This window comes from Ascidiaceihabitans donghaensis (genome assembly GCF_900302465.1).
GTDB classification, from domain to species: Bacteria; Pseudomonadota; Alphaproteobacteria; order Rhodobacterales; family Rhodobacteraceae; genus Ascidiaceihabitans; species Ascidiaceihabitans donghaensis.
The window spans coordinates 1,210,063-1,230,935 of sequence record NZ_OMOR01000001.1 but is presented as its reverse complement, the minus strand read 5'-3'; the positions used below and the strand labels follow the sequence as shown (position 1 = coordinate 1,230,935).

23 protein-coding genes are annotated in these 20,873 nt (G+C 56.1%); 7 read left to right on the top strand and 16 right to left on the bottom strand.

The window, feature by feature from the left end; genetic code table 11:
- Nucleotides 1-19 precede the first annotated feature (19 nt).
- The 8 genes from ASD8599_RS06160 to ruvC all read right to left on the bottom strand — a co-directional run bounded on the left by ASD8599_RS06160 (nt 20) and on the right by ruvC (nt 5,622).
- Complete coding sequence (locus tag ASD8599_RS06160) at nt 20-1,111, bottom strand: energy transducer TonB (protein ID WP_306418866.1); 1,092 nt, start codon at nt 1,109-1,111, stop codon at nt 20-22.
- 39 nt (nt 1,112-1,150) lie between these two features.
- Nucleotides 1,151-1,627, bottom strand: coding sequence for a protein TolR (gene tolR, locus ASD8599_RS06155; protein ID WP_108827719.1), 477 nt, complete (start codon nt 1,625-1,627; stop codon nt 1,151-1,153).
- Nucleotides 1,628-1,629: 2 nt separating this feature from the next.
- A complete protein-coding gene (gene tolQ, locus ASD8599_RS06150) occupies nt 1,630-2,325 on the bottom strand; it encodes a protein TolQ (protein ID WP_108827718.1) in 696 nt (231 codons plus the stop codon).
- Between the two features lie 92 nt (nt 2,326-2,417).
- Nucleotides 2,418-2,813 carry a YbgC/FadM family acyl-CoA thioesterase gene (locus ASD8599_RS06145; protein ID WP_108827717.1) on the bottom strand — a complete coding sequence of 132 codons (396 nt, stop codon included), beginning with the start codon at nt 2,811-2,813 and terminating at the stop codon, nt 2,418-2,420.
- On the bottom strand, nt 2,810-3,433 hold the full coding sequence (locus ASD8599_RS06140; RefSeq protein ID WP_108830036.1) for a hypothetical protein: 624 nt from the start codon (nt 3,431-3,433) through the stop codon (nt 2,810-2,812). The genes ASD8599_RS06145 and ASD8599_RS06140 overlap by 4 nt, the downstream gene beginning before the upstream one ends.
- A 43-nt stretch (nt 3,434-3,476) precedes the next feature.
- Nucleotides 3,477-4,496, bottom strand: coding sequence for a Holliday junction branch migration DNA helicase RuvB (ruvB, locus tag ASD8599_RS06135; protein ID WP_108827716.1), 1,020 nt, complete (start codon nt 4,494-4,496; stop codon nt 3,477-3,479).
- Between the two features lie 8 nt (nt 4,497-4,504).
- On the bottom strand, nt 4,505-5,158 hold the full coding sequence (gene ruvA / locus ASD8599_RS06130; RefSeq protein ID WP_108827715.1) for a Holliday junction branch migration protein RuvA: 654 nt from the start codon (nt 5,156-5,158) through the stop codon (nt 4,505-4,507).
- Nucleotides 5,155-5,622 (bottom strand): crossover junction endodeoxyribonuclease RuvC, encoded by a 468-nt coding sequence (ruvC, locus tag ASD8599_RS06125; RefSeq protein WP_245926127.1) that lies wholly within the window; start codon nt 5,620-5,622, stop codon nt 5,155-5,157. Before ruvC ends, ruvA begins: the two co-directional genes overlap by 4 nt.
- Before the next feature lie 381 nt (nt 5,623-6,003).
- On the opposite strand from ruvC, the gene ASD8599_RS06120 reads away from it, so the two are divergent.
- Nucleotides 6,004-6,210 carry a DUF1127 domain-containing protein gene (locus ASD8599_RS06120; RefSeq protein WP_108827714.1) on the top strand — a complete coding sequence of 69 codons (207 nt, stop codon included), beginning with the start codon at nt 6,004-6,006 and terminating at the stop codon, nt 6,208-6,210.
- Nucleotides 6,211-6,435: 225 nt separating this feature from the next.
- On the opposite strand, the gene ASD8599_RS06115 is transcribed toward ASD8599_RS06120, so the two are convergent.
- From ASD8599_RS06115 to ASD8599_RS06095, 5 genes are all read right to left on the bottom strand, one after another.
- Nucleotides 6,436-6,780: a hypothetical protein gene (locus ASD8599_RS06115; RefSeq protein WP_108827713.1), complete on the bottom strand. Its 345-nt coding sequence runs from the start codon at nt 6,778-6,780 to the stop codon at nt 6,436-6,438.
- 108 nt (nt 6,781-6,888) lie between these two features.
- A complete protein-coding gene (locus ASD8599_RS06110; protein ID WP_108827712.1) occupies nt 6,889-7,761 on the bottom strand; it encodes a 50S ribosomal protein L11 methyltransferase in 873 nt (290 codons plus the stop codon).
- On the bottom strand, nt 7,762-9,147 hold the full coding sequence (locus ASD8599_RS06105; RefSeq protein WP_245925946.1) for an MATE family efflux transporter: 1,386 nt from the start codon (nt 9,145-9,147) through the stop codon (nt 7,762-7,764).
- Nucleotides 9,148-10,377 (bottom strand): MFS transporter, encoded by a 1,230-nt coding sequence (locus ASD8599_RS06100; protein WP_108827711.1) that lies wholly within the window; start codon nt 10,375-10,377, stop codon nt 9,148-9,150. It lies immediately after the preceding gene.
- A gap of 159 nt (nt 10,378-10,536) precedes the next feature.
- Complete coding sequence (locus ASD8599_RS06095) at nt 10,537-12,732, bottom strand: primosomal protein N' (protein WP_108827710.1); 2,196 nt, start codon at nt 12,730-12,732, stop codon at nt 10,537-10,539.
- Between the two features lie 123 nt (nt 12,733-12,855).
- On the opposite strand from ASD8599_RS06095, the gene fsa reads away from it, so the two are divergent.
- From fsa to ASD8599_RS06070, 5 genes are all read left to right on the top strand, one after another.
- A complete protein-coding gene (gene fsa, locus ASD8599_RS06090; RefSeq protein ID WP_108827709.1) occupies nt 12,856-13,509 on the top strand; it encodes a fructose-6-phosphate aldolase in 654 nt (217 codons plus the stop codon).
- Between the two features lie 270 nt (nt 13,510-13,779).
- Nucleotides 13,780-14,487 carry a DUF484 family protein gene (locus tag ASD8599_RS06085; RefSeq protein ID WP_108827708.1) on the top strand — a complete coding sequence of 236 codons (708 nt, stop codon included), beginning with the start codon at nt 13,780-13,782 and terminating at the stop codon, nt 14,485-14,487.
- Nucleotides 14,484-15,407 (top strand): tyrosine recombinase XerC, encoded by a 924-nt coding sequence (locus ASD8599_RS06080; protein WP_108827707.1) that lies wholly within the window; start codon nt 14,484-14,486, stop codon nt 15,405-15,407. Before ASD8599_RS06085 ends, ASD8599_RS06080 begins: the two co-directional genes overlap by 4 nt.
- 118 nt (nt 15,408-15,525) lie before the next feature.
- A complete protein-coding gene (locus ASD8599_RS06075) occupies nt 15,526-16,116 on the top strand; it encodes a cytochrome P460 family protein (RefSeq protein WP_108827706.1) in 591 nt (196 codons plus the stop codon).
- Nucleotides 16,117-16,236: 120 nt separating this feature from the next.
- The gene (locus ASD8599_RS06070; RefSeq protein ID WP_108827705.1) at nt 16,237-16,929 is read left to right on the top strand and encodes a CDP-alcohol phosphatidyltransferase family protein; all 693 of its coding nucleotides are present in this window, start codon (nt 16,237-16,239) and stop codon (nt 16,927-16,929) included.
- A 61-nt stretch (nt 16,930-16,990) separates the two neighbouring features.
- Here the strand turns inward: ASD8599_RS06070 and ASD8599_RS06065 are convergent, their stop codons facing one another.
- The 3 genes from ASD8599_RS06065 to ASD8599_RS06055 are packed head-to-tail and all read right to left on the bottom strand — an operon-like array spanning nt 16,991 to nt 20,362.
- The gene (locus ASD8599_RS06065) at nt 16,991-17,446 is read right to left on the bottom strand and encodes a methylated-DNA--[protein]-cysteine S-methyltransferase (protein WP_108827704.1); all 456 of its coding nucleotides are present in this window, start codon (nt 17,444-17,446) and stop codon (nt 16,991-16,993) included.
- Nucleotides 17,447-17,489: 43 nt separating this feature from the next.
- The gene (trmB, locus tag ASD8599_RS06060; protein WP_181364420.1) at nt 17,490-18,197 is read right to left on the bottom strand and encodes a tRNA (guanine(46)-N(7))-methyltransferase TrmB; all 708 of its coding nucleotides are present in this window, start codon (nt 18,195-18,197) and stop codon (nt 17,490-17,492) included.
- Nucleotides 18,198-18,253: 56 nt separating this feature from the next.
- Entirely contained in the window at nt 18,254-20,362 is a 2,109-nt protein-coding gene (locus ASD8599_RS06055) for a Hint domain-containing protein (protein ID WP_108827702.1), read from the bottom strand.
- 193 nt (nt 20,363-20,555) lie between these two features.
- On the opposite strand from ASD8599_RS06055, the gene ASD8599_RS06050 reads away from it, so the two are divergent.
- A complete protein-coding gene (locus tag ASD8599_RS06050) occupies nt 20,556-20,873 on the top strand; it encodes a putative quinol monooxygenase (RefSeq protein ID WP_245925945.1) in 318 nt (105 codons plus the stop codon).

The window sequence follows — 20,873 nt, the reverse complement described above, 5'->3', positions numbered from 1 at the left end:
GCCAGGAGAACTCGAAGTATCATTTGATCCGCATCCTTTCAGGATTGAAGGTCATCTCAATCTCTTTCCATTGATCGTATTTGTCAGCAGGCAACGGAAAACCGCGTGCACCACAGCGAATTATCGCGCGCCGTGCGGTCTCATAAGCCTGTTTCGCCGCCGACGCCGTGCCACCTTCCGACGACAGCATTCGAACAGAGCTTGCTATCGGCTTGCCGTCTTGGGACATCGCAACACTGACCGTAACGGTGGTCTGCAAGGCGTCCGATGACAAAGACCCGACGTTCCAACAGCTGGATACAGCAACACGCAATGCATCCTTTTCACCGGCTGACATTGGCGGGCCGCTTGGCGCAGCCGGCGCATCATTGGTGGCGTTCAACGCCGCATCCAGCGCCGCCTGCACGGCCGCGTCCGTATCAGAGCTATTGTCGTCCTGCGTGGTTTGCGTTTGTGGCTGTGTTTCCGGCTGCGGGGTCTGAACCGCAGGAACGGGGCGCGACGGACGCGACGGCGGCCGCAGCGACGCATTCGGTGCAGCGGCGGGTTCTTCCGCTTCTGTTACAATCTGGTCAGAGGCCGCTTCAGGGGCTGTGGCCTCTTGTGTTTCTTGCGGAGTTTCGCCCGTATCGCTTTCAGTCACCGCATCTTGTTGCACCGGATCAGGTGCCGCTTCGGGGTCGGGCTGCGCAACAGGGTCCGGGGCCACGCGGTCCGATGGCAGTGGAACCGCCTCTTCGGCTTGTTCAGGCACCAAGACGGCAGTCTCTGCCGGGGGCGTGGGCAGCACAGGCGCCACATCATCCACCTCTGCCTCAGGGGGCGGGGCCAATTCGGTGACGTCAGGAACCTGATCTGCAGGGGGTGTTTCAACCACTTGCGGAACCGGTGTTTCCGCCACGGAATCAGATGCTTGCGGCACCTCGGGGGCATCATCAACGGGGTCAGGCTGCGCAGGTTGTGCCACATCGGTGGCGGAAGACGGCGCGTCTTGCCCCGCCATAAGCGCTGCAAAATCCGCACCGGAAATCACCGACACTTCTGTCGCTTCAATCGGCAAAGGCTCTGATTGAAAGACGCCGCCCAGCAGCACCCATCCAATCAGTGCCACATGGCCGGTCCCGGATATGACTTGGCCCACATCCATGCGCTATTGCTCGACTGTCCCATCAAGGGTCGGACCGCCAATATCCGTCACCAAACCGATGTTTGAAAATCCGCCTGCGTTCAACGCGCCCATAACTTGCATGACCAGTTCGTAAGGCACCGCACCATCGGCACGCAAAAACACCTTGTCGCTGTCGCGTTCTGACGCGATGGCACGCAGTTTTGGCACCAGATCATCACGCGCCGTGGCGGTGGTCTGGATTTGCACTTCGCCCTGGGCCGTAATGGTCACTGTCAGCGGTTCTTCTTGTTCCACATCCAACGCACCGGCTGCGGTTTTGGGCAGTTCAACTGGCACCCCCACAGTCAACAAGGGGGCCGCGACCATGAAAATAATCAGCAACACCAGCATCACGTCGACAAACGGCGTTACGTTGATCTCGGCCATCGGGCGGGTACGCCCTGCCCCGCGCCGCCTGCGTCGCCCCCCGCCCTCTTTTTGAACAACCCCTGCGCCCATGACTAGCTGTCCAGCTGGCGGCTGAGGATGGTGGCGAATTCGTCTGAAAACGCCTCATAGCTGGCAACAATGCGATCACTGTCCGCGCTTAGCTTGTTGTAAAAGATCACAGCCGGGATGGCAGCCAGCAACCCCAGACCCGTGGCCAAAAGGGCCTCGGCGATGCCTGGGGCCACGACAGCCAGGTTCGTGTTTTGCTGCTCTGCAATTTCGATGAAGGCATTCATGATGCCGATGACTGTACCAAACAAACCAATGAACGGCGCAGACGATCCAACCGTCGCCAGAACCGTCAAACCCTTTTGCAGGTCCTCCGCCTCTTTGTTGATCGCCACATCCATAGACCGGTCGATGCGGGCTGTGGCACCCGCAATCAAACCACCATCATCACGGTGCGACCGGCGCCATTCCATCATTCCGGATGCAAAAATCTTTTCGGATTGGCCATCAGGTGTTGCACCGATCTGATCAAAAAGCCCGTCCAAAGGCTCCCCCGACCAAAAGCGTTCATCAAAGGCCTGCGCCTCGGACCGCGCCTTGCGGTACTGGATCAACTTTTGCACGATTATGGACCAGGCCCAGAACGAGGCCACGATCAGCATGATCATCACAAGTTTTACAGTGAACGTCGCACGTGCGAATAGGGCCCACATGGAGAAATCAATCTCCTGCGCAAGGGCCAGCGCCTCATTTTCCATATGCCTGCTCTCGTTGCGGTTCGTTTTTCGAACCATTATTGCGCCCGATTCTAACCAAAGAACACGGGGAAAGCTATCACTATGGTGTCATATCAGCCTTGTTTAGGCAGGGATGCGCGGATTTTCGCAGGCAAACGGGTCGGTTTTCCGGCTGTTGACATGCAAGCCGCAGTGACTTTGGCACGGAAAATGACCTTTTCGCCCAACAGCACCTCTTGGTCGAACACCCAACGCACAGCGCCTTGACCGTAATGCGTGCTTTTCACAACCAGACGATCCCCAAGGCGGGCCGACCCAAGGTAATCAGCCTCCACACGGGTCACGACGAACACAATCTCGTCTTCGCGCATCGCCCGTTGGTCAACACCCATATCTTCCACGATCGTAGACCGCGCCCGTTCAATAAACTTCAGATAGTTGGCGTAATAGACAACGCCCGCCATATCGGTGTCTTCGTAGAAAACGGTGACAGGAAACCGGTGGATCATTGTGCAACTCCTACCCTTGCCGCCAGACGCAGCGCATGTGTTTTGTCCATTGATGCGCCGGGCAACACTGGATCATAGGCTGCCCGGATCAACGCGCCGATCTCAGGGCGCAATACAGTGACGTCGCCTGCCACAGCCAAAGGTGAACGATCGCGAAACGCCACATCCGACCACAACAGCACCGATTGCACGACCTGCGACAATGCCAATGTTTCGGCAGGCACATCGCTCAGATGCTGGTCCATGCGCAAAAACACAAAACAGCACTTGATCGCCTCCGCCTCATCAAAACGAAACACACGGTACTGATTGGCATCTGCAGCCTTCAGACGCGCGACCAAAGGCACCAGATCTGGCACCAACCCATCCAAACCCGGAACCTCGGGCAGTTCGTCCCATTCGGAAAAGAAAAACCACATGAAATTGCTACCAAGCTCTGGGTCGGTCTCAACCACTTCCAAGCCCGCAAGGTTTGAGACAGCCTCAATCGCGCCTTTCACAACGGATAAGGTCTCTTCTTGCACGCCAAATACCACAGGGGCCATCGGACGGCCCCAACGCGCAAATACAAACGCACCATCGCCACGCGTAAACAACGGCTCTATCTCGGAATGATCCATCTTCATCTCGCTCAATAAACCTCCCCCGGAGGGTCCCCAAGGATCAGCCAAACAAATCGCTCTGCGACTTAGGTGGCTCTAGCCCCAAATGCGCCCAAGCCTTGGCCGCCAACATACGACCGCGCGGGGTGCGCTGGATCAAGCCTTGCTGCAACAGATAAGGCTCAATCACCTCCTCCAAAGCATCACGGCTTTCACTCAGGGCGGCACTCATTGTTTCAATCCCAACTGGACCGCCACCATAGTTCTCGGCAATCAAGGACAGATAGCGCCGATCCGCCCCATCAAGTCCCAAGTGATCCACACCAAGGCGGGTCAAGGCACGGTCCGCAAGCGCTTTCGTGACGCGCCCGTCGCCTTCCACCACGGCAAAATCAACAACACGGCGCAAAAGACGGCCAGCAATACGCGGGGTGCCGCGGGCGCGACGGGCAATTTCGCGTGCCCCCGCCTCATCCGCAGGTGCGCCAAGTTTGCGGGCGTTGCGCTCAACAATCACAAACAACTCGTCTTCGGTGTAAAATTGCAACCGCGTCGGAATGCCAAAGCGATCGCGCAAGGGCGTTGTCAAAAGCCCCATACGTGTCGTCGCTCCGACAAGTGTAAAGGGCTGCAATTCGATGCGCACGGTGCGGGCCGCCGGGCCTTCACCGATGACCAAATCCAGCTCAAAGTCTTCCAAGGCCGGATAAAGAACTTCTTCCACAGCCGGATTCAGGCGGTGAATTTCGTCGATAAACAAAACATCACGCGCTTCCAGATTGGTCAGGATCGCGGCCAAATCCCCAGCTTTGGCCAAAACCGGACCAGAGGTCATGCGAAAATTCACGCCCAACTCGCGCGACATAATCTGTGCAAGTGTGGTTTTGCCCAACCCCGGAGGGCCATGAAACAAAGTATGATCCATCGCTTCGCCGCGTTGCTTGGCGGATTGGATAAACACCTTCAGATTTGCACGCGCCTCTGCTTGGCCCACAAACTCGTCCAAGGCCTGCGGACGCAAAGCGCGATCGAAATCTTCGGGTTGTGCCTCGGGGCGCAAAGTTGGGTCAGGTTCGCTCATGGCTTCACCTAGCCTTTAGGGGCCAGCAACTTCAAGGCTGCGCGGATCAAGGCGGGTGTTTCGGCGCTTGGGTCTTCGCCTGCGGCTTGTGCAACTGCGCCTGCAGCGTCACCGGGGCCGTAGCCAAGATTGCCCAAAGCTGACAGCGCTTCGGCTTGTGCCGACGGGTTCTGCGGCGGCACGGGGGCAGTTGGTGCTTCGATCACCTCTGCCTCGGCGTCGCCCAGCGCTTGCGCCACTGTGCCACCCATTGCCATCACGCTTGGGGCTTTGTCCTTCAGGTCCAACACAACCCGTTGCGCAATTTTGGGACCGATGCCTTTGGCCGCTTTCACCGAATTCCAATCACCCAGCGCAATGGCACGGCTGACACCATCGACGCCCAACGTGCCCAAGATGGCCAAGGACGCTTTCGCCCCGACCCCCTGCACAGACGTCAGCAGACGGTGCCATTCCTTTTCAGCCAATGTCGGGAAGCCATAAAGCTGCATTAAATCCTCGCGCACCACCAGATCGGTGAACAACGCGCAGATCTCGCCCGTCCCTGGCAAACCAGCCATCGTGCGTTCCGAGACAAACACAATGTAGCCCACCCCGCGCACATCGACCAAAACGTGGTCGGTGCTGCGATAGTCGATACGACCTGTGATTTTTCCAATCATGCGATGGCCCTTTCCACGGCTGCGGCCAAACCTGCGGCACCACCGTGATGGGCGTGGCAAATGGCAATGGCCAAGGCGTCCGCAGCATCGGGGCTGTCAATCACCACGCCGGGCAATTGCAGTTTGACCATATGCAGCACTTGTTGCTTTTCCGCGTGGCCAACACCAACAACGGTTTTTTTGACCTTGTTCGGGGCATATTCGCCAACAGGCAACCCCGCTTGTGCCGGCACCAGCATGGCAATGCCTCGGGCTTGCCCCAGTTTCAAAGTGCCTGCGCCGTCTTTGTTGACAAATGTTTGTTCAACGGCGGCGGTGCGCGGGCGATACTGCGCAACAACGCCACTAAGCCCTTCATGCAAAGCCAGAAGACGCGCGGCCAAATCCGGCCCCGCTGAATGGATGACCCCGTTCGCCACGTGGCTTAGACGGGGCCCTTCGACATCGATAATGCCCCACCCCATGTTCCGAAGTCCGGGATCAATGCCCAAAACACGTATTTTCACCACTGTGCCCTGCTCTTTTATCTATTTGTTAAGCCTGTAGCACGAAAGGCGAACATCCGCCAAGCGCGGATTGAAATGCTGCATTGCGGCATGAAAGCGACACAAGGCGATCAAAGACGACATTCAAGACCTTCCTTGATCCCGTAAATTGCTAAAATGGACACTGCCGTAGGTCCATTTTTTGCCTTATTTACGGTACGTTAACTACATTTCAGACCCATGCACAGAATGCATATCACACATGCAAAGAAACATTCTTGTAGCGCGTAATATTTGAGCATAGATGCCTTTCACACAAAGACCGGAACGTCCCGGCCAACAATTTAAAGGACTGCTACAATGGCAACTTTCGACACAACACGCACAACATACGGCTCAGCTACAGTAGCAGGCCAAGTTACACGTTTCTTCCACAATGCACTGTCTGCAGTTCAGAACTGGAACGAAGCACGCATCACACGCAATGCACTGTCCGCTTTGACCGACCGCGAGCTGGAAGACATCGGCTTGTCACGCGGCTCTATCGAAACATTCATCGGTCGCTAATCGCGACGCAAACAGAACGATCTCTCAAGGTCAGCGATCCTCCCCGTGAGTTTACCTTGATCGAGACGGCAAAAGCCGCGTGTCCTAACGGATGCGCGGCTTTTTTGTGCCTGTAAACTGTGTCAGTGTCTGTGTCTGTGGATGCATCGACGTGCAGGCGCCGAACCGGTTCACGCCAACGGGGTCAAAATAAACCCCGTAGCGTTGTCAGTATAAATTCCGGGATCAGCGCAGGATGGGACCAATCATTCCGGCTGCATATTGGGTGGCCGGATCGATTTGCATGGCCCAAGCGCCAGCTTGCTCAAATACCGTTCCGGTTTCCAGCTTGCCCAAGCGATCCGAATAGGCGTCTGGCCCGACCGCCGCCAACAAAAAGGTTTTGAACAGCAGCAACGCCGCAATCGCAAACATCGCAAACTTGAATGGCATAAAGGCATTTTTGCGCTTTGGTTGGATAACGATCAAACCGTCGGCACGTACCTTCGGAGTATAGCCATTGGCCATTGCAGCATGCTTACGGCCCAAATCGCGTAAGCGGTGGTCAAATTGTGTTTTTGCATCAATCATAGCAGCCTCGAAAATCAGTACCCCCACCAACTTTCATAAAACTGTATGCACTGAAAATGTGGCAAAATCTGGGCAAACCCGTCAAATGCGGTTAAAACACGGCATGAATTACGCGGGTTTTTGCAGCATTAACGTTGTCCATTCAACAATCTCTTCGCGGTGAACAAGATTGATACCGTTTTGTGCATAAACCTCGATGATTTCATCCGCTTGCTCATTCAGGATTCCGGACAAAATGGCAAAGCCGCCTTTTTTGAGTCGCGCCGCCATATCAGGTGACAGCGCAATCAACGGTCCTTTAAGGATATTGGCAAAGACCAGATCAAATGGCGCGCTTTCAGCCAGTGCAGGCGCATCAAATCCTGCCGCCTCTACACATGTCACGCGCCCTTCAAGGCCGTTTGCCCGCACGTTTACCTCGGCCACATCAACTGCAACCTGATCGATATCACTGGCCAACACTGTGTTCGGCCAAATCCGTGCAGCGCCCATCGCCAGAACTGCAGTACCGCAGCCAATGTCCACCACGCTTTCACCGACAAATCCATCGCTTGCCAAACGATCCAAAGCCCGCAGGCAGCCCAATGTCGTGCCGTGGTGGCCCGTGCCAAAGGCCATCGCGGCTTCAATCAACAAAGGTTCACACCCTGTCGGCACCTTGTCGGCATCATGCGACCCGTACACAAAGAAACGCCCAGCCTCGACCGGCGCCAATTCGCGGCGCACATGGGCCACCCAGTCGGTTTCGGGCAATTCCGAAATCACGAAGGGTTTCGCGCCAAAAGCAGTTGTCAACAACGCCAAGCTGGTGGTGTCGGGCGCTTCCGTGAAATATCCGCCGATCTCCCAAAGCCCCGATCCATCTTCGACCTCGAACACGCCAATACCTGTGGGTTCGGGCACAAGACGTTCCATCGCCTCGCCCAGTTTTTCGGCGGCGTCTTTGCCTTCAAGCGTGGTCAAAGCGGTGAATGTGGGCATCTAACGGCTCCTGTAGCGGTCTGGGTTCGGATAGGGTTTGGGCGGCGCAGGCTGCGCTACCATGTCGGGTGTTAAGGATGCCACATAGCGCCAGCCCCAAAGCGCTGCAAGCGCCCCAACAATGACACCTGCCATAGCTTGCCCGTAAACAACGCCTGCCGGACCAAAACTGGCCGCCATCCATGTCGCGACAGGCCACATCAACGCGCCATCCTTGATCCAGTTCACAAAGGTAGACCGTCCCGGCTGGCCAAGGTTGTTAAAGGCGGCGTTGGAAGCAAACAATGCACCGACAAATACAAAACCGCCCACCCCAACAGAGGTGAAGGCGCGAATGACATCGGCCCCCTGACCGGTCAACCCGAACCCTGTGATGATGTAAGGCGTCGCACTGGCAAGAACGGCCCAAGTGATCACTGTATAGATCAAGCAAAACACCAGCGCATTTGCATAGGTGCTGCGCAATCGATCGTACTGCCCCGCACCATAGTTCTGGCCGAAAATACCGCCAATCGCCCCCGACAACGCAAAAATCCCCCCAAAGGCAAGTACTGTCAAACGACTGGCAACAGCCCAGGCGGCCACGGCCTCGTCTCCGAAAGGGGCCATGATCGACGTCAGGATGTAGTTGCCGACGGGCGTTGACATCTGCGTGGCGATGGCGGGCGCTGCAATCCACAGAAACGGACGTGCGGCTGCCTGCATGGTCTGCAAAGACGGACGCCCGATCAAATCGGTCTGATACACTGCAAAATACAGCCCCAACCCCATCAAAACGAAGCGAAACAGAACCAGTCCGACCCCCGCCCCCGCCAGCCCCCATTCCAACCAAAGGATCAAGAACGGGTCCACCACCATCAGCACCAGCCCGGACACCAGTGTCACATACATCGCTTTGGCTCCGTAGCCATCAGCCCGCAGAACGCCCGAACACACCAATGCCACGGCCATGGGCATCAGCGAAAATATCGTCAACGCCAAGTAGTCCGCAGCCATCTCAGCCGTGTCACCTGTGGCCCCGGCCAGCACGACCAGATCGTGGCGAAAAACAAAGATCAGCGCCGCCACCGCCCCCTGAACAAGCGTCGCCATAGCCGTGGCGGCACCCGCTTGCTGCCGTGCAAGCGCACGGTCGCCCTGTCCGATGCTGCGCGAGACAAGCGCTGCAGCACCAATCATCAGCCCCACGCCGACGGACACCGAAAAGAATTGGATGGCGTACGCAAAGCCAATGGCCGCGACGATTGTGGGATCACCCAGCTGCGACAACCACAACAGGTTGGCCGCGTCGACCAAAAACACAACGGTGATACCAAAAGCGCCTGTGGCCGTCATACGCGCCACATGCCCCAAGGTCGAGCCGGTCAGAAAGCGCCCCTGCTGCATCTATTCCGCAGGCGCCGGAGCCGCATTTGAAAATACGGTCTCATGGCCCGGTTCCGGATTGCGCGGAATGAGCATGGCCAAAATCAGCGAAACCCCCGCCATGCCTGCCGCGATCAAAAAGACCAACAATGGCGAAACCAGCCACAAAAGCCCCAAAACCACCGGCAAAAACACCGCCGCTATGTGGTTAATGGTAAAGGCCACTGCCGCCGTCGGGGCGATATCGGCGGGGTCCGCGATTTTTTGAAAGTATGTTTTCAAAGCCAACGCCAACCCGAAGAATATATGATCCACAACATACAGAAATGCCGCCACGGCCACGCCCCAACCAAGGTAATAAACGCCACCATAGGCCAAAAACACCGCAACCAGCCCTGTGTATTCAAACATCAGCGTATTGCGCTCTCCGAACTTGAACACGACGCGGCCCAATACCGGCGCCACGGCCATGTTGATCAACAAGTTGACCAAGAACAGGGCTGTCAAATCATGCACCTCATAGCCAAATTTTTCGACCATCATAAAGCCTGCAAACACCATGAAAATCTGTCGCCGCGCCCCCGCCATGAACTGCAAAGCGTAATACAACCAGTAGCGTTTGCGCAGAACCATCTTTTTGGTTTGGGGGGTAGCGCCTTCGAACTGGGGATAAAAAATCATGCAAAACAACGCGATAGCAGCAGTGATCAAACCACCGGCCATAAAGACCATGTTATAGGTCAGGCTCCATGCCTCCCAGAACACCATGATCACAAGATACACAGCGAAAGTTGCGGCCGATCCCGCGGCAATCAACCACCCAAGGGTCTGTGGCGCGCGGTCTTTCGGGATCCACTGCAATTGCAAGGACTGGTTTACCGTCTCGTAATAGTGAAAACCGATCGAACTCAGCATGGTCAGCGTCAAAATTCCGCCCAAACTGGGGTATTGCGCCGTGATGGCAGACGCCACGCCCAGCAAAATCAGCGACACCAAACCCAAAATCTGTTCACGCACAAAAATAATGATCGCGATAACGCCCACAGCCAGAAATCCGGGGATCTCGCGCACTGTATGCAGCAGGCCGATGTCCGCGCCGTCAAACGCTGCGACTTCAACGACAAAATTGTTTAAAAGCGCAAACCATGTGTTCAACGCAATCGGCATGGCAATGGCCATCAGCAACAGCAATGCGATGGGACGACGCCAGAACGGCAAGTGATGAGTGTCAGAGACTGGAAGGATACGCATGCCCTTCGCTTACGCCCAATTCCTTAAAAAGGCGATAGAGCAATCACGCACATCTGATGCGCGCTGTGGGGCTTTGGTCAGGTCTGAACTCTCAAATTGCACACCAAGCCAACTTTAAACCCTTCAAAAAAAGCCATTCTGCACGGGAAAAGCAGGGCTTCAGTAGAAACTTTGCGGATCAATATCCACAGCCAGCCGCAAATCGCCTTTGACCTGCACCTGTGATGTCCACCGCGCAATGGCGGCTTGCAGCGCGACCCCTTTTCCAGCTTTGACCAGCAACCGAACACGGTGACGCCCGCGCACCCGTGCAATCGGGGCGGGTGCCGGGCCGTACACTTGCGCCCCAATCGCTCTGAGGGGCTGGTCGCGTCGCGCCAGTTCATTCGCAATATCAAAAACCTGGGCCACATCTGGGCCGCTGACGATGATGCCCGCCATGCGTCCATAAGGGGGAACCCCCGCCTGTTCGCGCTCTGCGGCTTCGGCACGCCAAAACCCTTCTTCGTCCCCGGCCAAAATCGCGCGAATGACAGGGTGTTCAGGCTGATAGGTCTGCAACAGGGCCGTCCCCGGTTTTTCCGCACGGCCCGCACGGCCCGCAACTTGCCGCATCAACTGGAATGTGCGTTCAGCCGCCCGTAGGTCCGATCCTTGCAGGCCCAGATCCGCATCAATCACACCCACAAGGGTCAAGTTGGGAAAATTGTGCCCTTTGGCCACCAATTGTGTGCCAATCACGATGTCGGCCCCGCCCGCCGCAATCGCTTCGATCTCGGCTTTCAACGCACGCGCAGATCCGTACATGTCGGACGACAGCGTGGCGATACGCGCATCCGGAAACAGCTTTGCAGCCTCTTCTCCCAAACGTTCGACCCCTGGCCCAACAGGTGCCATGCGCCCCTCTGCGTCACAGGACGGGCACTTGTCCGGAATTGGTTTGGATTCACCACATTGATGGCACACAAGCCGGTTCTGAAACCGGTGTTCTACCATACGTGCATCGCAATCGTCGCAGCCGACCTGATGCCCGCAAGCGCGGCACAGGGTGATCGGCGCATAGCCGCGACGGTTGATGAACAACATCGCCTGTTCACCCAGCGCGATGCGCTTGTCCACTTCGTTTTTCAAGCGATCCGACACCCAACGATCCGACGGCAGCTTGTCCAACCGCATATCGATGGTTTTCATTGTGGGCATGACCGCAGGCCCAAAGCGCGATGTCAGATCAAGGCGCTTGTACTTGCCGTTTTCTGCATTGGCCCAGCTTTCCAGTGACGGGGTGGCAGAGGCCAGCACAACATGTGCGCCGCAAATGGAGGCCCGCAGCACCGTCATATCACGGGCGTTGTACAACACCCCTTCTTCTTGTTTGTAGGATGTGTCGTGTTCTTCATCGACAACGACCAGACCAAGGTTCTGGTAGGGCAAGAACAACGCCGATCGCGCCCCGATCACAAGCTGCGCTTGTCCCTGCCCGACCATACGCCAGATCCGGCGGCGTTCGGTCATGGTGGCCCCTGAATGCCATTCCGCAGGCCGCGCACCAAAGCGTTCTTCGACACGTTTCAAAAACTCGGCGGTCAAGGCAATCTCGGGCAGCAACACCAAAGCTTGCCGGCCGGCTTTCAGTGCAGCGGCCACGGCCTCAAGATAGACTTCGGTTTTGCCAGATCCGGTCACACCACGCAGCAAAGTTGTGCCGTACCGTGCGGCCGCAATCTCGGATGCAAGACAGGTGGACGCCGCGGCCTGATCTTCGGTCAGCGTTTTGCTGGGCCGCGACGGGTCCAGTCGCGCAAAAGGCAGATCGCGCGGGCTGTCTTCTTCGGCGACCACGTTTTGCTTTACCAAACCCTTGATGACGGATGACGTCACCCCCGCCATTTCGGCCAGTTCTTTCAGAGTAAAGGACAGATCGCCGTACTCTGCCAAAGTCTCAAGAACACGCTTGCGCGCGTCGGTCACGCGGTCAGGTTCCCCTTCACCGCGTCTGTAAATTTTACGCATCGACGGCGGATCCCCAAGCCCCGGCGCACGGGTGGCCAGCCGAAGCATCGCAGACATGGGGGTCAGCGTATACTCTGCGGCACGGCGCAAAAATTCGCGCATCTCCAAGCGCATGGGGGCCGCATCCAAAACACGGTATGCGCGGCGCACCTTGTTGATGTCCCAATTGCCTTGCCCCGCGCCCCAAACGACGCCCAAAACTTTACGGGGGCCCAGAGGCACTTCGACAAATGCCCCTAAATGGCAACCGCCTTCGGGGGCTTTGTAATCCAACATCCGGTCCAATGGCTGCGTCGTCAATACACCAATCAAGGCACCTTCATGGAAGAATTCAGGGTCACTCACAGCGCGGCTTTCACAGATTTTCGGGGTTTGCTGATTTCATCCCAATGAGGTACACGCATCGCCAACGCAATACCACCACGCGGTGACAGATGTTACCGTGCGCAATCACAAGGATGCCACCCTATGAAATTCTTCGTCGACACCGCCGAAATCGATGCAATCGCCGAACTGAACGACCTTGGAATGGTCGACGGGGTGACAACAAACCCGTCGCTGATCCTGAAATCAGGCCGCGACATTCTGGAAGTCACAAAGGAAATTTGCGACCTTGTCGACGGACCTGTTTCTGCAGAAGTGGTCGCACTTGAATCAGACGCCATGATCGAAGAAGGCCGCAAACTGGCCAAGATCGCCGACAACGTGACCATCAAACTGCCCTTGACGTGGGACGGCTTGAAAGCCTGCAAAGTGCTGTCCGGTGAAGGCAACATGATCAACGTCACATTGTGTTTCTCGGCCAACCAGGCGCTGCTGGCGGCGAAAGCCGGTGCCACGTTCATCTCGCCCTTTATCGGCCGTTTGGACGACATCAATCTGGACGGTATGGACCTGATTGAAGATATCCGCACAATCTATGACAACTACGGTTTTGAAACGGAAATTCTGGCGGCATCCATCCGCTCTGTGAACCACGTGCAGCAATGTGCGCTGGTCGGCGCCGACGTGATCACGGCCCCACCAGAAGTCATCAAGAAGTTGGCGACACACCCGCTGACCCAAGCCGGTCTGGATCAATTCATGAAAGACTGGGCAAAAACCGGTCAATCCATCGTCTAAAGCGCTTGTAGCAAGTCCTTCAACGCCGATGGGCTTAGGGGAAAAAGATCATTGTGCGGGGCTTCGGCCCCGCCATTTTTTTGATTTACGTGTTCCATGGCTTATCAATACCGCACATATGGCCCCCAAGTGATGGGGAAAAACCGCCAATTCTTCCACCCTGACGCGCAATAGCAACAAAAACAGGCGAATTTGCGGTGCGCTTACAAAAAAAGAGCAGCTTTCAAATGACAGCCATGTTAAAACTTAGCAAATTTAAAGAGGCGCATTATGAGCAGTAGCCCGAAAATAGAAGACACTCTCCGCGAGGCGATTATTTCGCAGCCCGGCGTTATTCTGGATGACAAAGACGTCATGCACGCTTTGATCGCGGCGAATGAACGTGCGATGGGCGGCAACATCGTAGACCTGCGTGGCATCGCGATGGAGCGTCTGGAAAGCCGTCTTGACCGGCTTGAAGACACACACCGGTCGGTGATTGCCGCCGCTTATGAAAATCTGGCTGGCACAAATCAGGTGCATCGCGCCATCTTGCGCATGCTGGACCCTATCGAATTCGAACCTTTCTTGCGCAACCTGTCAGGAGAAGTGGGCGAGATCTTGCGCGTGGATGCCGTGCGTCTGGTCTTGGAATCCGTGCAAAACGACAACGATCCGGCAGTTCAGCGTCTGGGCGAAGTGCTGAGTGTCGCAGAGCCCGGGTTCATCGACGATTATCTGACGTTCGGGCGTGGTGGCCATGTCCGCCAAGTGACTTTGCGACAGGTCCAAGACGCATCAGAAACAATTTACGGCGAAAAGGCAGACTGGATACGATCAGAATCCTGCCTGAAACTGGATTTTGGCGACGGGCGTTTGCCCGGATTGCTGGTTCTGGGCGCAGAAGACCCGCATATGTTTGGCCCACAACAAGGCACAGACCTTTTGGCCTTCTTTGCGGGCGTCTTTGAACGCGCAATGCGCCGCTGGTTGTCATGAGCCTGATTTCTCCGGCTGCACGTGATGCTTTGCAAACGTGGCTGGAACATCAAAAATCGTTGAAAGGCGCTGCAGGCAACACAATCACCGCCTATCGGGGGGATGTGACCGAGTTTCTGGCGTTTATCACAAGCCACAAAGCTGCCCCTCAGGGTTTGACGGCGCTGTCCGATATCACAGTCAGCGATATGCGTGCGTGGATGGCCAACACACGATCTGCAGATGTGGGCCCACGGTCTTTGGCACGCAAACTGTCCGCGGTGAAAGCCTTCTATCGTTGGCTGGCCGCGCGTGAAGGGTTTGAACCCACGGCTGTTTTGCTGACGCGCAGTCCAAAGTTCACCCAAAAACTGCCGCGGCCATTGGCTGTGGATGCCGCGCAAGACCTCATCGACTGTGTCGAGCTACAATCGCAAACTCCCTGGATTGCGGCCCGCGATGTGGCCGTGGTCACGCTGCTGTGGGGGTGCGGTTTGCGGATATCCGAAGCCTTGGGGCTTACTGCGGGCGACGCCCCCCTTCCACAAGTCATGCGCATCATCGGTAAAGGTGGCAAAGAACGGATCGTGCCCGTGGTCGACGCCGCGCGGGATGCTGTCAGCGTTTACATAGACCTTTGTCCCTTTGCTCTGAAAGACGATCAGCCAATGTTTCGTGGCGTTCGGGGCGGCGCCTTGTCCCCTCGGGCCATTCAAAAGGTGATGGCTTCGGCCCGTATGCAACTTGGCTTGCCAGCCACAGCCACCCCCCACGCCATGCGACACAGCTTTGCGACACATCTGCTGAATGCCGGCGGCGATTTGCGGTCGATCCAAGAGCTGTTAGGCCACGCATCCTTGTCGACGACGCAGGCCTACACGGCTGTGGATACCGCACGTTTGATGGAAGTTTATGATCGTGCGCACCCCAAAGCGGGATGACAGACGCACATCACGAAAACGTGCAATACCGTTAAATGAAACGTGATCCCTTCTGTGCCAGTTTGTCGCAGTATGCCATATGCGGCATAAAATAACGCGCCAAACACAGGGAATATCAATGACACTTTTCACGCGCCTGAGCGCCGCCGCCATCGGGCTTGCACTGACCGCCACAACAGCCTTCGCAGAAGACTGTGCAGCCATCACCGTCGAAGATTCATTTGATCTGGAACCGGATGCCATTGTTGCCCTGTACGACTGCCTGAACGAAAAAATGGCCACCGGATACGCCAAGGAAGGCGACGAAATCGGCAGCAATTTCCGCAGTTGGGCCGCGACCTCAACGCGCCCTGCAGTCCAAGGCGCACACGGCAACCGGATTTTGAACACCTTCGCCAATGACATCGCAGCCGAACAGTATCTGAAGTATCAAGAAGAAGGCTTTACGATGCCTGTTGGCTCCATTCTGGCCAAAGAAAGCATCACAGTGTCGATCAAAAAGAAAAAGGCGCGTCCCGGTCCCTTGTTGATGATGACCAAAATGGAAGCGGGTTCTATCCCCGAAACCAATGATTGGTTGTACACAGGCATTCAACCCAACGGCAAAACCATGAAGGTCAAACAATCCTTCTGCCATGATTGCCATGAACCCTATGAGGATAGCGATTTTCTGGCATATCCAATCGAAGAAGTGCGTTTGGGGCAGTAAGTCACGCATGCACGCGCAAGGCTTGCTACAAAGGCCTGCATCATGAAAATCTGAAGCCTGCCAGTTTCACTGGCGGGTTTTGCTTTGCATCCGCTCTGCCGTTGCGGCATGTAAGGCGACATGACACCAAAATTCAAAGCCCTCAGTGTTCACCTGCTTACCGCCACAGGCGCTGTCTTTGCCATGTTGGCAATGCTGGCAGCGGTTGATGCAAAATATGATCTTATGTTTTTGTGGCTCGTTGTCGCTTTCGCGGTGGACGGAATTGATGGGCCATTGGCGCGGCACTACAATGTCAAAGACAATGCGGCGGAATTCGACGGAGTTTTGCTGGACCTGATCATCGATTACCTGACCTATGTGTTCATTCCGGCCTTTGCTTTGTTCAAATCCGGGCTGATGGACGGGTGGACAGGATGGTTTGCGATCATCGTGATCACCTTCGCCTCGGCGATGTATTTCGCAGATACCCGCATGAAAACAAAAGACAATTCATTCTCAGGGTTTCCCGGATGCTGGAACATGCTGGTGCTGGTGATCTTTGCACTGGAGCCGAACTTTTGGGTTTCACTGGGGCTTGTCACAGCCCTTGCCGTGGCCATGTTCTTGCCGTTGAAGTTTGTACATCCGGTGCGCACGGAACGCTGGCGCACTATAACTTTGCCAATGGCATTGGCGTGGACCTTCTTTGCGGGATGGGCCGCTTGGGTGGATTTCCACCCTGAAAGCTGGGCGCATTGGGGGCTGATCGTGACATCTGTCTACTTGTTGGGTGCAGGCATTGCGCAGCAAATGACCGAAAAGGCCGATTAACCCTGTCTTTTTCCTAAAAAACATCGGGGTACCGCAGGTAGGGCAGCGCGCCCTCACCACATCAAATCAACAAACCCGCCGCACCTTCGTGACGCAACAGGGCCACCTTGGTCTCAATACCCCCCGCGCCAGAAAATCCTGTCAGCCCCTTGGCGCCCATAACCCGGTGGCACGGGACAATGATAGGAATCGGATTTCCACCACAGGCGCCACCGACGGCCTGCGCGGGCGCACCAAGCGCCTTGGCAATCTCGCCATATGTGACCGTGTATCCAAAAGGAATGGCCGACATCTGGGCGCATACAGCTTGCTGAAAGTCGCTGCCTTTGATGCGCAACGGCAGTTCAAAAACCTCTAGGGTGCCTGCATCGTAACGCTGAAGCTGACACGCTGCTGCATCCAATACATCCGAACGATCAACGCAACCGGACAGTTTCCAGTCCAAGGCCACGATCGCGCCGTCTTCCTCGACCACGCATAAATCCCCAAACCGGGTTTTCACGTCTCTTCTTTTCATCTGAATCTCCTTGGCGCGACGCTAGGAAGAGACGCAGCCGAACTCAATCCGGATCACGCGTAAAGGTCATGTAATGCGGTGTGCGACCTTCGCGCAGTGCCTTTTGCTCGTAGCGGGTCGAAATCCAGTCGTCCCACGCCACGCGCCAGTCTTCGGGGCCTTGCGCGGTCCAGGTAAATCCGTGGCGCGGCACCTCTTGCATGGTTTGGCGCACATAATCGGGAATGTCCGTGGCCACACGAAACGTCGCCCCTGGTTTCAAAACACGGGCCAAAGGCTGCAAATGCTCTGCGGTGACAAAGCGACGGCGATGGTGGCGTGATTTAGGCCAAGGGTCAGGATACAGCAAAAACGCACGATCAATCGATGCGTCCGGCAAAACATCAAACATATCACGCACATCACCGGGGTAGACTGCGACACCATCTGTGCCAGCGCGGCGAATTTTCCCCAACAGCATGGCAACACCGTTGATGTACGGCTCACAGCCGATGATACCCACATCAGGGTTTTGTGCGGCTTGATGCACCATGTGCTCGCCACCACCAAATCCGATTTCCAGCCAGACCGGCTTTCCGTCAAACCGGGTTTGCAGATCAAGCGGCGTGCGATCCGGGTTCACATCCCAGTCCACAAGACCGAGCGACAACGCGGAAAGGTCTTCATCCAGATAGCCACGCTGGCTATTCTTAAGATGTTTGCCTTTAAGGCGGCCATAGAAATTGCGATGCGGGCGTTCAGGATGTGTCATGGCGCGGGGTGTAGCGGTGCAATCTGTTTGACGCAAGATGCCCATAGACCTGTAGATCACCCCGCCAGACAAAACACTTCATACGTTTTGGCAGTCCGGCGCACCGTGTCGCCGTAGGTGTCGGGATCAAGGCCATGCTTTAGCATCGACGACAATATCACCTGTCTGGCAGGATCCCCAATGTTCAGTAGATTGCGACGGGTGGGATAAAAGCTTTCGCTCAGCAAACCGTCCGAGAAAACGATAGAATGCTGAGGCAACACAAAGTGATAGTAGCTCATGATACTTCCGCTGGAGCCCAAGCTTATGCCAGGCCGCCCCAACAGCGCTTTGGCCGGGATCAACACCTCTTCGGTGCCATACAACAACTGCGCTTGTGCCCCCGCTAAAACAACGCGGTGGTTTTGCGACAAAACGATGGTGTCTTTGTTGCCCCAGGCCCCCGGCGCAAATTGCACAGCGCGGCTGGCCCCTTTTGTCAGAACGGTGGTCTGCGTCGCACATAGCACCGGCTGTGGGCCAAAATCGCGGGTCATGACCATGTCTCCCTCTTTCAGGGTTTCAACGGCTCTTGGTCCGGTCGGGGTCGTGATATGAGTGCCTTGGCCAAAGCACACGATTTCTTCGATGTTGTTGAAATAGACGACGCTGCCATCGTCTAATGTTAGATTGCCCGACATTTCCCCTGTCAGAGTGTCGGTGGAGACGATGTTTAGACTGGTGAAGTTAACCTGAGACACGTCCAGAACATCGTGATCCGTGTCCCCCTCTGTGCCGCCGTTAATAAAAATGTCGCTTGCGCCAGCTTCACCTAGATCCTGCAAGATGAAAGTATCATCGCCGTCGCCCCCTGTAACGGTATCACCTTCGGAGGTATAGATCGTGTCATCGCCAGCGCCCCCCGATGACATATCGGCCCCTGTGCCGCCATGTATCTCATCGTTATCCGCATCGCCATCAAGCGTATCGTTGCCACCATCACCGTACAGGACGTCGTCGCCTGCGCCGCCCGAAATCATATCAGCGCCACCACTGCCGCTGTCTGTTGTTGCAGGCACAAACGTGATGTTGGACACAGAGTAATCCGATCCGTCCGACCCGTCCGATTGCAGATTAGCCGTAAGGACAAGCTGATCAAAAGGACCAACACCTGAAATGTCTACTGTTCCCGATCCGCTTCCGGGGTTCGTTTCGCTGAAATCGCCTTCGGCAACCAGATTTCCATCATTGTAGACAGCCCAATGCCCCGTTTCCCCAAAATTCGAGGTGAACAGTGTTTCAAAACTGAAGTTTGCGTTTGTCACCGGTTCGTCAAAAGTGGCAGTCAGATTTTCGCTAAGGCCAGACGCCTTGTCATAGGCCAGTTGTGTATTTTGGCCACTGTCTGTGTCTGAAACAGCCCCGTTCGCGCCCAACGCACCGTTGGATGTCGAGATATTGCTGCTGCTGGCGGGCGATAAAACACCGCCCTCAACGTTCTGCGCGGTCAGCGTGAAGCCGTTTGATGTATCGTTGAAGTTGCTTGTGTTGATCGACACAGGGTCCGCAGGTTCTGCATCGCCATAGACCGTATCGTTGCCCTGACCTGCACTGATAGTGTCTGCGCCGTCCCCGCCATAGACAACGTCGGCCCCATCACCTGCGTCAAGACTATCATTGCCAGCTTGACCGTAAATCTCATCGTCGCCGCTGTCACTTTGAACCGTGTCATTGCCTGTGCCTGCGTAAACGGTATCGTTGTCATCACCCGAAAAGACCATGTCATCGCCAGCACCTGCTTCAACACGGTCGCCGTTGCCTGATACCCCGCCACCGTCTCCGTCATTCATCGCGTCGCCGTCGACTTCGGTGTATGAATTGCCGATCGTATCGTTGCTGTCCGTGCCGCTGACTGTTCCGTCACTTTGATGCGAATTGACCTGCGCAGAACTGACACTGTCCACCATTCCCCAGTCTGGCACGAAGTACACATTGCCGTTGTCGGCCAGCATGTACTGCCCCGGTTCAACAGAATCGACATAGGTGGTTCCGCCCGCTTCACCCGAGAACTGCCAGGTGCCCGGCCCCAAATCACGGTCCACAGTGAATGTCGCCGAAGCGCCTGTAATCGTGTCGCCCGGGTCCAACTTACCATCGCCAAGCGTGACCAAATACCCCACAGCCATGCGTATTCTCCATCAATTCCAATGCGGGCGCAGCCGCAGCCCCGTCTGAAGTACGCACATTTCTTTTCTCAGTCGTTAAACAGACAATTTGACAAGATTTCAGAACACCCTCGCGCCGTAACGTCCCGCGCCACAGCTCTGGTAATGCCCGCGTCAAAGGTTAAGCTGACACCATCACAACAGGAGCTCTACAATGTCCGATATGGTTCACGTCATTGCCGTCATCACCACAAAACCCGGCCAGCGCGCCACCGTTCTTGAGATCTTCAACGCCAACGTCCCTGCTGTTTTGGCGGAAGACGGGTGCATTGAATACGGCGCGACCGTTGATGTGCCAAACGCAGGCCCCTTCCAGACGCCCTACGGTGAAGACACATTTGTGGTGGTCGAGAAGTGGGCATCCATGGCAGCCCTTGGCGCACATGCCGCAGCCCCGCACATGCAGGCTTATGGCGCACAAACCAAAGACATGTTGGCGGATCGCAAAATCCATATCATGCAAAACGCCTGA

Excerpts from the sequence above, each read along its gene's own strand:
- tolR (WP_108827719.1), bottom strand. The coding sequence starts at position 1,627 with ATGGGCGCAGGGGTTGTTCAAAAAGAGGGCGGGGGGCGACGCAGGCGG.
- tolQ (WP_108827718.1), bottom strand. The coding sequence starts at position 2,325 with ATGGAAAATGAGGCGCTGGCCCTTGCGCAGGAGATTGATTTCTCCATG.
- ASD8599_RS06145 (WP_108827717.1), bottom strand. The coding sequence starts at position 2,813 with ATGATCCACCGGTTTCCTGTCACCGTTTTCTACGAAGACACCGATATG.
- ASD8599_RS06140 (WP_108830036.1), bottom strand. The coding sequence starts at position 3,433 with ATGGATCATTCCGAGATAGAGCCGTTGTTTACGCGTGGCGATGGTGCG.
- ruvB (WP_108827716.1), bottom strand. The coding sequence starts at position 4,496 with ATGAGCGAACCTGACCCAACTTTGCGCCCCGAGGCACAACCCGAAGAT.
- ruvA (WP_108827715.1), bottom strand. The coding sequence starts at position 5,158 with ATGATTGGAAAAATCACAGGTCGTATCGACTATCGCAGCACCGACCAC.
- ruvC (WP_245926127.1), bottom strand. The coding sequence starts at position 5,622 with ATGGGGTGGGGCATTATCGATGTCGAAGGGCCCCGTCTAAGCCACGTG.
- ASD8599_RS06120 (WP_108827714.1), top strand. The coding sequence starts at position 6,004 with ATGGCAACTTTCGACACAACACGCACAACATACGGCTCAGCTACAGTA.
- ASD8599_RS06115 (WP_108827713.1), bottom strand. The coding sequence starts at position 6,780 with ATGATTGATGCAAAAACACAATTTGACCACCGCTTACGCGATTTGGGC.
- ASD8599_RS06110 (WP_108827712.1), bottom strand. The coding sequence starts at position 7,761 with ATGCCCACATTCACCGCTTTGACCACGCTTGAAGGCAAAGACGCCGCC.
- ASD8599_RS06105 (WP_245925946.1), bottom strand. The coding sequence starts at position 9,147 with ATGCAGCAGGGGCGCTTTCTGACCGGCTCGACCTTGGGGCATGTGGCG.
- ASD8599_RS06100 (WP_108827711.1), bottom strand. The coding sequence starts at position 10,377 with ATGCGTATCCTTCCAGTCTCTGACACTCATCACTTGCCGTTCTGGCGT.
- fsa (WP_108827709.1), top strand. The coding sequence starts at position 12,856 with ATGAAATTCTTCGTCGACACCGCCGAAATCGATGCAATCGCCGAACTG.
- ASD8599_RS06085 (WP_108827708.1), top strand. The coding sequence starts at position 13,780 with ATGAGCAGTAGCCCGAAAATAGAAGACACTCTCCGCGAGGCGATTATT.
- ASD8599_RS06080 (WP_108827707.1), top strand. The coding sequence starts at position 14,484 with ATGAGCCTGATTTCTCCGGCTGCACGTGATGCTTTGCAAACGTGGCTG.
- ASD8599_RS06075 (WP_108827706.1), top strand. The coding sequence starts at position 15,526 with ATGACACTTTTCACGCGCCTGAGCGCCGCCGCCATCGGGCTTGCACTG.
- ASD8599_RS06070 (WP_108827705.1), top strand. The coding sequence starts at position 16,237 with ATGACACCAAAATTCAAAGCCCTCAGTGTTCACCTGCTTACCGCCACA.
- ASD8599_RS06065 (WP_108827704.1), bottom strand. The coding sequence starts at position 17,446 with ATGAAAAGAAGAGACGTGAAAACCCGGTTTGGGGATTTATGCGTGGTC.
- trmB (WP_181364420.1), bottom strand. The coding sequence starts at position 18,197 with ATGACACATCCTGAACGCCCGCATCGCAATTTCTATGGCCGCCTTAAA.
- ASD8599_RS06055 (WP_108827702.1), bottom strand. The coding sequence starts at position 20,362 with ATGGCTGTGGGGTATTTGGTCACGCTTGGCGATGGTAAGTTGGACCCG.
- ASD8599_RS06050 (WP_245925945.1), top strand. The coding sequence starts at position 20,556 with ATGTCCGATATGGTTCACGTCATTGCCGTCATCACCACAAAACCCGGC.